We start from the raw sequence: 10,633 nt of genomic DNA, 5'->3' as shown, positions 1-10,633 counted from the left end.
TTGGGGATGCCGAAGGTATCGACCGTCGTGCCCCAGGCGAAGCTCGTGTCCGGGAAGTCCGGGGCGATCTCCTGCAGGGAGCTGCCGTACTGCGAGCCGTGGGCGATGACCAGGTTGTAGCCCTGGCTGGCGTAGTCGCGCAGGGCCGCCGCGGCGTCCTCGACGACGAACATGTTCTCCGAGTAGACGAACTCGAAGTTCTCCGCGCCCATCTCGTTCTGGACGGCCGTCAGCGCGTCAAACATGCTCTGGCTGAAGGCCAGGTCATTGATGGCGCTGGGCATGACGACGGCGACGCGGAAGGGGCCGGCGGCCTCTTCTTCGGGCGCGGCTTCCTCTTCGGGCGCGGCTTCTTCGGCCGGCGCGGTTTCCTCGGTGGTCGGCACTTCGACGGTTGCGTCCTCCTGCGCCGTCCCGCCGCCGCAGGCGACCAGCGCCAGGGCCAGAACGAGCAACAGGGTGAGCCATAAGGTGCGTTTCATGTTCTTCCTCTCCTTTGTCAGAAGGTTCATTGGAATTCTCTACTCAAACGTAAACGGGTTAATCGATGACCAGCCCCTCCCCCACCCCTCCCGGCGGGAGGGGAGCCGGAGGTGGCCGGTGGGCGTGCTTACTATTCCGATACTAGTCTGAAGTAACATCACCTCCTTAACTGCCTCGTTCATAGGCCTGGCCCAGGGCCGACGGCTTGCGCATGCGCCCGGCCGAGAAGACCAGGACCAGGATGGTCAGCACGTAGGGCATCATGATCAACAATTCCGACGCGTCGAACGGGATCGGGATGTTGAGCGCCTGAATCCACAGCTGGAGGGCGTTGACCATGCTGAACAGCAGCGCGCCGAACAGGACGCCATAGGGCCGCCAGCCGCCGAAGTAAACCAGGGCCACGGCGATGAAGCCGATGCCGCTGGTCAGGTTCTGCTGGAAGACATTGAGTAGGGCGATGGACAGCGACGCCCCGGCCACCCCGGCCAGCATGCCGCCGATGGTCACGGTGATGTAGCGGGTGCGCGGCACGCTGACGCCCAGCGAGTCGGCCGCCGCAGGGTTCTCGCCCACGGCGCGAATCTTCAGCCCCAGCGTCGTCCGGTTCAGGATGTACCAGGCAATGGGAACCAGAGCGTAGGCCAGGTAGACCATGATGCTCTGCTGGAAGAAGATCGGCCCCACGATCGGCAGGTCGCTCAGCACCGGGATATCCACCGGACGAAAACCGCTCACCGTCTCAACTGTACCCAGAAGGCGCTGGAAGAGCAGTTCGCTCATGCCCAATCCGAACAGGTAGACGCCGATACCGCTGATGCCCTGCTCCGCCTGGAAGGTGACGCTGATGACGGCCATCGCCAGGCCCATGATGCCGCCGACGATGATGGCCGCCAGCAGTCCCAGCCAGGGGTTGCCGGTGGTGAAGGTGGCGTAGAACGCGGCGAAGGCGCCCATGAGCATCATCCCTTCCACGCCCAGGTTATAGATGCCGCTGCGCTGGCCGAACATCTCGCCGATGGAGGCGAACAGGTAGGGCGTCGCCAGACGGATGCCCGAACTCAGCACGCCCACCAGGACGGTTACGGTGAAGAATTCCGCGATCACTGCGACACCTCCTGGCCCGCCGGCGTCCCGCCGGCCTGCTTCAGCCCCGCGCCCATATCCACAACCGCCGCCGGAGGCGCAGTTTTCGCACTCGCTGCGTCAGGCGCGGCCGGCGGGCCGGCCGGCAACGCACCCGGCGACCTCTCCCCCGCACCCCCGCTCCCCTGCGCCCCCGCTCCTTTACTTCCCTGCTCCCCCGCGCCCACGCCAATCCGCCGCCGCCGCGCCAGCCGCCGGCTGAAGATGTCGCTGCTGACGACGAAGACGACCACCAGGCCGTTCAACGCCGTGATGAGCGCCGCCGGAACCTGCATGGCCCGCTGGAGGCTATTGGCCCCAACGATGAGCGCGCCGAAAATAAAGGAGGCGGGGATGGTTCCGAGCGGGTGCAGCTTGCCGAACAGGGCAGCCACGATGCCGTTGAAGCCTGCGCCGCCGGTGAAGCCGGCCGCCGAGCCGTCGGTGAACATACGGTGGTTGACGCCGTAGACCTGCACCGCCCCGGCCAGCCCGGCGAACGCGCCGCTGAGCAGCAGGGCCAGCACGATGTTGCGCTTGACGTTGATGCCGGCGTAGCGCGAAGCGTCAGGGCTTAGGCCCACAGCGCGGATGCGATAGCCAATCGTCGTCCGCCACAACAGGATGTAGACCAGCACCGCCAGCACCACGGCGAGGAGCGCGCCCAGATGGAGCCGCGTGGGAACGAGCCGCGGCAGGTCGAACTGGGCGGCCAGCCGGGCCGTCTGCGGGATGCGCGATGCGGCCTCGAGTTGGACCGGGTCGATCATCGGCCCGCGCAACAGGAAGTTCATGAACTGCACGGCGATGATGTTGAGCATGATGGTGCTAAGGATCTCGTTGACGTTGAAGTACGCCTTCAGCACGCCCGGAATGCCGCCCCACACCGCCCCGCCCATGAAGCCCAACAGCATGGCCGCCGGAACGAGCAGGAGCGCCGGCGCTTCGGGGTACATCAGGCCCAGCAGCGTGGCCGGCAGCGCCCCGGCGATGATCTGCCCCTCGCCGCCGATGTTGATGACGCCGGCGCGGAAGGCGATGCAGATGCCCAGGCCCACCAGCAGCAGGGGCGTGGCCCGCACGATGGTGTCGGCCAGGGCGTTCTGGCTGCCGAACGCGCCCTTGAGCAGCGCGCTGTAGGCCACGAACGGGTTAGCCCCCAATAGCTGGAGCATAACCGCCCCCACCGCCAGCGCCGCCAGCGTCGCCAGCAGGGGCAAGAGCAGATCGAAGAGCCGCCCGAGACGAGGGTATCTGCTAAGATAGTCGAGCATAAGACACTCTTTAATCAATTAGGAATTAGGAATTACGAATTAGGAATGGGGAACGCGGTTTTCTGGATTCTTAATTCCTAATTCCTAATTCCTAATTCCTAATTTTTCATTCCTAGCTGCTCTCAAACGGTGTTCCGAGCGCCATGGGCGGCGACACGCGCAGCACCCGGCGCAATGGCTGTTGCCAGCGCTTGGGCATGGCCTTGATGAATCGCTCGGTGTAGTCGCTGCCGACGGCCAGCAGCACCAGGATCATCAAGAGCCAGGGGATGCTGTTGAAGGCCACCACCGACACTTCGGGAAAAACGCGCTGCAAGACGGTCGCCAACGCCTTCGTCGCGCCGAAGAGCAGCGCGCCGAACGCGCCGCGGATGGGCGACCAGCCGCCGAAGATGACGATGGCCAGCGCGATCCAGCCGAAGCCGCGCACGTGCCCGTCCGACCAGCCGATCTTGACGTTGAGCGAGTAGGCCGCGCCGGCCAGACCGACGAGCGCCCCGCCCAGGATGGTGTAGAGGTAGCGGACGCGGTTCACATCGACGCCGCGGGCGAAGGCCGCCGCCGGCCGCTCGCCCGAACCGCGCAGCCGCAGCCCCGGCTGCGTCCGGTTCAGCCACCACCAGGTGACAACGACCAGCGCCATGGCGAAGTAGACGACGATATCCTGGTCGAAAAAGAGCGGGCCAAGAATGGGAATGTCCTTCAGGAGCGGGATGCCGCCGTGGGGGGCAGTCACGCCGCGCATGCGGGTGTAGTTCTGGCCCAGGAAGGCGCTCAGGTCGTCGCCCAACAGGGCCAGTACGAAGCCGATGGCGACCTGGCTCTGGCGCAGGCGGATGCTGCCGACGGCGACGATGGCGGCGAAGATCGCGCCGACCGCGGCCGCCGCCAGAAAGCCCAGCCACACGTTGTCCGTCTTCAGGCCGACGACGAAGCCGGTCATGGCCGCCATCAACATGGTTCCATCCAGTGACAGATTGACCACGCCGGCGCGCTCGGTCAGGATTTCGCCGCAGACAGCGATAGTCAGCGGCGAGGCTTGCAACACAATGGACGCCAGAACGGCGATGAGTTGGCTATCGTTCATCAGTCACCTCCTCGCGCGCCGCCGGAGCCAGCCGGGCTAATATCACTGGTGATGGTATCGGGCGGCGTTACGTCGGAGGCGCTAGGGGCGGCGGGAGCCTTGACAATACCCAACTGCCGGGCCGAGCCGAAAAGCAACACAAACAGCACCATCACGCCGGTCAGGATACCGCCCAGAGAAGAATGCAGTTGGGTGCGCAGTTGGAGCGTGATGGAGCCATTGAGTACGACTGAGAAAAAGAAGGCGATGAAAGGAACCCACAGGATGCGATAGGCGGCCAGCATGACGATGAGCAGCGACAGGAAGCCAATGCCGCCGGAAATGCTCTGGCGCAGGCTGTCGAACCAGCTCAGCACGCGCACCGCCCCGCCCACCCCGGCCAGCGCGCCGCAGAACATCATGGCCAGGATGGTCTCGCGCTCGCTGGAGACGCCCAGCAGGTAGGCCGAGAACGGGTTCTTGCCCAACGCCTTCAGCTTCAGCCCCCAGGTCGTGCCGCGCAGCACAAAGAAGACGGCGGCGAAGGCCAGCCCGGCCAGCACCAGCGACAGCGGGCTAAAGCGCGACTCCATCAGCCGGGGCAGCAGCGCCGCGTCCTGAAAGGGAGCCGTGCCGCGGAACGTGCCCCCCTCCGGCGGCTGCCACGGGCCGGAGATGAGGTAGTTGGTGAGGATGATCGCCAGATTGTTGAGGGCCAGACCGCTGAAGATTTCGTTCACCTTGCCGCGCGTCTTCAGCACGCCCGAGATGGCCGCCCACAGCGCCCCGCCCAGCATAGCCGCGCCGATCTCCAGCGGGATGAGCACCCAGGCCGGCCCGGTCACCTTAAGGGCCACCCAGGAGGCGCAGATCGCGCCGAGGATGATCTGCCCCTCTATACCGATGTTCCACAGGCCGGCGGTGAAGGTGATGAGCAGACCGACCGAACAGAGCACGAGCGGAACCCAGAAGGCCAGCACGCCCAGTATCTTGTCCGAGCCGCCAAAGGCCCCGTCGAGCATCGCCCGGTACGCCTCGGCCGGGCTGGCGTCAAAGAGCAACAGCAGCCCGCTGGTGAACAGCAGCGCCGCCACAATCGGCACGAGCGGCCAGATGCGGGCCCAGAGCAGGCTGCCGCCCATCGCCCGGCTATCCTGATTCATAACCCGACCTCCACGTACGGGCGGGTTTCAAACCCGCCCCTACCACCGGCCCTGTACAGACGGGTTTCAAACCCGCCCCTACTTTTCATGCCTGGCCCCCTATCAAATGACCCAACTCCTCGGCCGACGTCTCGTGCGCGTCGAGCACGCGCGACATTCGCCCGCCGGAGAAGACGGCGATGCGGTCGCTGTGGGCCATGATCTCGTCCAGGTCGGCCGAAATAAAGAGAACGGCCGTGCCGTCCTCTCTCCGTTTGTATAGTAGTTGCCAGGTGTAATCGCTGGAGCGCACGTCAAGGCCGCGGGTCGGATGCTCCAGCAAGAGCAGCTTGAGCGGCGTGTTCAGCAGCGAGAAGAGCAGCCGCTGCTGGTTGCCGCCCGATAGCTCGTCGGCCGTCGTCTCCGGCTGGCCGACGATCTGGTAGGTCTTGATGCGTTCAGCCATCTCCACCCGATTGCCCTTCCAGTCGATGAAGAACTGCTTTTCGGGCCGGGCCAGCACCAGGTGTTCGGTCAGCGTCAGGCCGGCCACCAGCCCCTCCTCCAGCCGGCCGGCGGCCACGTAGCCGACGCCGTAGGCTTGCAGGCGGTGGTAGCCCCAGCCGGTCACGTCCTGGCCGGACAATCGCACCCGGCCGCGCGCCGGTTGCAACAGGCCGGCGCAGGCCTGCATCACCAACCGCTGCCCGCTGCCCTCTAGCCCGGCGAAGCCCAGCACCTCGCCGGCGCGCACCGACAGGTTGATGTTGGGCACGGTCAACTGGTACGTCTCGATGGTCACGTCATCCAGTTCGAGCGCCGGCTGGCCCACCGGGAAGGCGGGGCGCTGGCTGCGCTTGGGAACCTGACCGAACATCAACTCCACCAGTTGTTCGTTCTGGCAGGGCAACTCCTGCTCGCCCACCAGCTTGCCGCGGCGCAGGACGTAGGCGTAGAAGCACAGTTCCTGCACCTCTTCCAGCTTGTGGGAGACGAGGATGACCGTCTTGCCTTCCTCGCGGGCCATCTTGTGCATCGACTCGAACAGAATCTCCTTCTGTTCGGCGCTGATGCCGGTGGTTGGCTCGTCCAGGATGAGCACCTGCGCGCCGCCGGCCAGCAGCCGCACCAGTTCAAGCTGCTGCCGCTCGCCCATCGACAGCGAGTCGATGGTGGCGTTCGGGTCAATATCGAAGCCGTAGCGAGCGGCCAGCGCTTGCAGTTCGGCGCGGGCGCTTTTGTAATCCAGCCGCACCTGGCTGTTGCGGCCGAGCAGGTAATTGTCGATGACGCGGAAGGGGGGCATATCCAGCGGGTCCTGGTAGAGCATGCCGACTCCCTGGGCCAGCGCGTCGGCCGGCGAATGGAAGCGCGCCGGCCGGCCGTCGAGCAGAATTTCGCCGCCGGTGGGGGGCTGGTAACCGGAGAGGATTTTCATCAGGGTGCTCTTGCCGGCTCCGTTTTCACCGACAAGGGCATAGATGGTTCCCGGAAGCAGCGTCATGTTGATGCCATCGTTGGCCCTCACCAGACCGAAGTACTTCCGGATGTCGCGCAGTTCAACCCGCATATGACCTCCCGACAGCTTACTCTCTGCTACGTAGCAGGCCAGTCACACGCTGGGCGGCCGTGGCGGCCTACCCGCTGAATTAGGATAGCGGAATTACGAATTGTTGAACAATGTGATTAATCCTGATTTTGGCATGACATTTATCATGACTATTTACATAGATGGACGAGCGGCCCGAACGCCGTCGCTAGGCCCGCGGCGAAGGGGACGCCGGGGCTTCCTGGCCGGCCAGCGCCGATAGATCGCGTCCGGCGTGCTTCTCGATGAGTTCGCGCTCGTCCAGCAACGCCTGGGTCAGTCCGGACTGGCCGGCCGCGCCGGCCCATTGCAGTGCTTCCCCAACCTCGCGGTAGGCATCCTCATAGCGCCCCTGACGGCGGAGCGACTGGGCGCGCAGGCGGTGGAGTTGGCCGCGCTGGGCGGGGTCGAGCGCGTCGAGGTCGGAGGAGCCGGCCAGCGCCGCATCCATCTCACGTTCGGCGGCCCGCCCGTCGCCGCGCTCCAGTTCATAGGTAGCCGCCAGTTGGTGGGCCAGCGCCCGCTGCCGGGGATCGCGCAGGCCCAGCGCGAGGGCCTGGCGGGCGGCCTCGGCCGTCTCCTTGCCGATGCGCCCCTGCCGATCCACCGCGAGCAGCGCCCGCTGCAAGTGGCCGGCGGCCGACTGGGGAAAGGCGATCAGGAACGCCTCCAGCGCGCGGCGCGCCTGGTGGGTCGCGCCGCCCTGGCGCAGGCTGTCGATGGCCGCCAGTTGGGCCGCCTCGTTGCCCGTCGCGGCGGCCAGCGCCGTGTGGCGCGCCTGGGCCGCGGGGGAGTCGAAGGCGACCATCTCGAACCGGCCGGCGCGGTCGGCGCGCCAGAACCAGAGCAACAGGGCGGCGTGGACGGCGGCCGCGACCCCGCTCAGGACGGGCGTGGTGGCGAAGTCATAGATGGTGCGCCAGTCGCCGATGGGCAGAAAGAGCGAGAAAATGGGGTAGTAGAGCAGCGAGAAGTACAGTTGGAAGCGAAAGGCGCGCAGGCCGAAGTAGCGCAGGGTGCGGCTGGGGTTGCGGCGCAGCCACAGCCAGATGGCCGCGCCGAAGGCCAGCGAGCCGAGTGTGCCGGCGACGGCGATGAGCCAGTTCTGCGCCGGCGTGAAGACCCCGCGCGGCACGACGTAGCCCCAGAAGACGCGGTAGCCGAACTCCACCACCTGCCCGCCGAAGAGCCAGATCGCCACGGCATGGGCAAGCTCGTGCACCAGGACGGCGGGCGGGACGGCCACGAAGAACGCCGCCTGCTCGGCCAGTCGTTGCTTGGCCCCGGTCAGCGGCTCTTGCCGCAACACGTTCCACTGACGGACGATCTGGACGGCGAGTTGAACAGCGCGCCCGACGTAGAGCAGGGCCAGCAGGTTGAATAGGATCGTTATGAACGACATCGGCAACCCAGTTGGCCGATCATAGCGGAGGGCGGCGGTGGCGGCAAACTTTGCGCCTGGTGAAGACCTGACAGGTGAGCGGCCACACGTTTTGTCCCGGTCAGAGCGCTGTTAGCCGCCCACCTGTCAGGTCTAGGAGGGTAGTTAGTCAACGACCCGGCGAGATGTTAAAATGGCGGCGTGGCCGACAAGCGCGAGTTTTTAGCCGAATTGCCCCTTTTTGCCGACCTGAGCGAGGCTGCCCAGGAGGCGATCGCGCGCATCACCACCGAATACACCTTCAGCCAGGGCGCGGTCATCGCCTACCAGCGCGACGTGGCCGACAAGTTCTACATCGTCAAGGAAGGCCGCCTCTTCGCCCGGGCTATCGACACGAACGGTATCGCCCGCGAAACTTATTCCTATCTACCGGGACAGTACTTCAATGACATGTGGCTTTTCGTGCCGGGCATCCATTCGGCCACCATCAAGGGCGCGGAGGACGGGCGGCTGTTGATCATCGAAGGCGCGCCGTTTGCCCGGCTGCTGAAGGAGTATCCGGCCATCATCGATGGGCTGGCCCCGCGCGAGGACAACGACATCCACTATGGGCTGAGTGAAGCGGCCTGGCGCGAGGCGCAAAAGCTCAAGGTGCGCCGGCGCGTGCGCGACTCGTCGGCCCACGCCCTGCTGCCGGAAGAGCGCCTGGAGTACTTCACGCGGCGCAGCGGGTGGCTGTTGCTGGGGCGCATCATCGTGCCGATCCTCTTGATGGTGCTGGGGGTCGTCGCCTTCTTTGTCATACCGACGGGGTCGGGGCTCGCGCGCCTGTCCCGGTTCGCCGTGCCCATCGTTCTGGGGTTGGTCAGCACGGTGTGGCTCACCCTGCGGCTGATCGACTGGCGGGCCGACTACTTTATCATCACCAACCGCCACCTGACCCACCACGAGTTTGACCTGCGCCACTTCCGCATCGCCCTTATCAAGATTCCCATCGGCCAGGTGCAGGCGGTGGAAATCCTCAAGCCGACGTTTCTGGCGAACCTGTTCAACATCGGCTCGGCGCGGGCGACGACGGCGGCCATGGCCGGCGTGATCCTGTTCGACAACATCGACAATCCGGTGGAGGTCAAGAACGTGCTGGAGCGGCTATCCGGCCAGTACCGGACGCTGGAGTCGGCGTTGACCCAGGCGGTGATGCGCCAATCCATCGAAAAGCACTTTGGCATGGATTCGCCGCTGAAGTCGGCCGAGCCGCAACCTGAGCCTTCCCCGTTTCGCCAGGCGCAGCCGGCGGGGTTCCTGGCCCGGCTCATGCATAACTACAGCTGGCGCGTCGAAGAGGGCAACACCATCACCTATCGCAAGAGCCTGTTCATCCTGTTGCGCCAGATCGGGCTGCCGTCGCTGGTCTTCGTGCTCCTGATCGTCTTGCTAATCCTGGGCATCTACCTGGAAGTCCGGGTGTGGGTGGTCGCCCTTGTCCTGGGAATCGGTGGGCTGGCCAACCTGGGCTGGTTCATCTGGCAGTTGGAGAACTGGCACAACGACGTGTTCCAGCTAACCGATCGCTTCGTCATCGACATCGACCGCCAGCCCTTCGGCTTTGGCGAGAGCCGCAAACAGGCGGCCATCAGCAACATCCAGAACGTCGGCGCCACGCGGCCGGGCTTTTGGGCCACGGTGTTCAATTACGGCTTTGTCAGCGTCGATACCGCCGGCACCAAGTCGGAAATCGTCTTCGACTACGTGCCCAACCCGGAGATCATTCAGGGCGACATCTTTCAACGGCTCGACGAGTATCGCCGCCAGCAGCGCATCCGCGAGGGCAGCACCCGCCGCGAGGAGTACGCCCTGCTGCTCGACGTGTATCGGCAGGCGATGGAGCAGGAACGCATCCCCCAGCGCACGCCGTCCGACGCTGATTTGCCCGTGGAAGGAGAAGAATCAGAAGAGGCATGAGCATCCTACCCATCGTGACCATCCCCGACAAGGGGCTGCGCCAGAAGAACCGACCGGTGACCCGCTTCGACGCCGAGCTCCAACAGTTAATCGACAACATGATCGAGACGATGCGCGAGGCCAACGGTGTCGGATTGGCCGCGCCCCAGGTCGGCCGGCCGCTGCAACTGGCTGTCATCGAAACCCTGCCCGACCTGGACGACGAGGGCAATGAGATCGAGGGCACACGCGACCTGTACGTGATTATCAACCCCGAAATTTTCTGGACTTCGCGCGAGGTGACCAGCGGCATCGAGGGCTGCCTGTCCATTCCCGGCTACGTGGGCGAGGTGGATCGGCACGAGTCCATCCGCGTGCGCGGCCAGGATCGCCACGGCCGGAAGTTTCGCATGCGGCTCTACGACTGGACGGCGCGCATCTTCCAGCACGAGATCGATCACCTGAACGGCGAGCTTTACATCGACAAGCTGACCGGCCCGGAGAGCATCTGGACGGAAGAGGAGTACGAAAAGCTCCGTGAGGCGCAGAAGGCCAAGCAGGATGAGCATGATCCGATGATGGGGGATTGATATGTCTTTAACGCGCGATGACGTAGCCAAGATCGCCCACCTC

The 10,633-nt window shown here is 65.3% G+C and carries 9 protein-coding genes; 2 read left to right on the top strand and 7 right to left on the bottom strand.

The annotated features are described in order from the left end of the window. The 7 genes from ACE3UY_RS10355 to ACE3UY_RS10325 form a co-directional block, all read right to left on the bottom strand. A partial coding sequence (locus ACE3UY_RS10355) for a BMP family ABC transporter substrate-binding protein (protein WP_374687459.1) occupies positions 1–482 on the bottom strand: 482 nt, incomplete at its 3' end. A gap of 166 nt (positions 483–648) precedes the next feature. Further along, a complete protein-coding gene (locus tag ACE3UY_RS10350; RefSeq protein WP_374687458.1) occupies positions 649–1,590 on the bottom strand; it encodes an ABC transporter permease in 942 nt (313 codons plus the stop codon). Further along, positions 1,587–2,882, bottom strand: a complete 1,296-nt coding sequence (locus tag ACE3UY_RS10345) for an ABC transporter permease (protein ID WP_374687457.1) — start codon at positions 2,880–2,882, stop codon at positions 1,587–1,589. Before ACE3UY_RS10345 ends, ACE3UY_RS10350 begins: the two co-directional genes overlap by 4 nt. Before the next feature lie 112 nt (positions 2,883–2,994). Further along, positions 2,995–3,969 (bottom strand): ABC transporter permease, encoded by a 975-nt coding sequence (locus ACE3UY_RS10340; protein ID WP_374687456.1) that lies wholly within the window; start codon positions 3,967–3,969, stop codon positions 2,995–2,997. Beyond that, complete coding sequence (locus ACE3UY_RS10335; RefSeq protein WP_374687455.1) at positions 3,969–5,111, bottom strand: ABC transporter permease; 1,143 nt, start codon at positions 5,109–5,111, stop codon at positions 3,969–3,971. The genes ACE3UY_RS10340 and ACE3UY_RS10335 overlap by 1 nt, the downstream gene beginning before the upstream one ends. An 85-nt stretch (positions 5,112–5,196) precedes the next feature. After that, positions 5,197–6,660, bottom strand: a complete 1,464-nt coding sequence (locus ACE3UY_RS10330) for an ABC transporter ATP-binding protein (RefSeq protein ID WP_374687454.1) — start codon at positions 6,658–6,660, stop codon at positions 5,197–5,199. Between the two features lie 187 nt (positions 6,661–6,847). Beyond that, positions 6,848–8,080 carry a hypothetical protein gene (locus tag ACE3UY_RS10325; RefSeq protein ID WP_374687453.1) on the bottom strand — a complete coding sequence of 411 codons (1,233 nt, stop codon included), beginning with the start codon at positions 8,078–8,080 and terminating at the stop codon, positions 6,848–6,850. A 180-nt stretch (positions 8,081–8,260) separates the two neighbouring features. On the opposite strand from ACE3UY_RS10325, the gene ACE3UY_RS10320 reads away from it, so the two are divergent. Together ACE3UY_RS10320 and def are read left to right on the top strand one after the other, a co-directional pair. Continuing rightward, positions 8,261–10,021 carry a cyclic nucleotide-binding domain-containing protein gene (locus ACE3UY_RS10320; protein ID WP_374687452.1) on the top strand — a complete coding sequence of 587 codons (1,761 nt, stop codon included), beginning with the start codon at positions 8,261–8,263 and terminating at the stop codon, positions 10,019–10,021. Then, positions 10,018–10,590: a peptide deformylase gene (def, locus tag ACE3UY_RS10315; RefSeq protein WP_374687451.1), complete on the top strand. Its 573-nt coding sequence runs from the start codon at positions 10,018–10,020 to the stop codon at positions 10,588–10,590. The genes ACE3UY_RS10320 and def overlap by 4 nt, the downstream gene beginning before the upstream one ends. Positions 10,591–10,633 lie beyond the last annotated feature (43 nt).

This window comes from Promineifilum sp. (SeqCode) (genome assembly GCF_041918635.1).
Lineage (GTDB): Bacteria > Chloroflexota > Anaerolineae > Promineifilales > Promineifilaceae > Promineifilum.
Note: the sequence above shows the minus strand (reverse complement) of the source record. Positions and strands in the feature narration are given on the sequence as shown.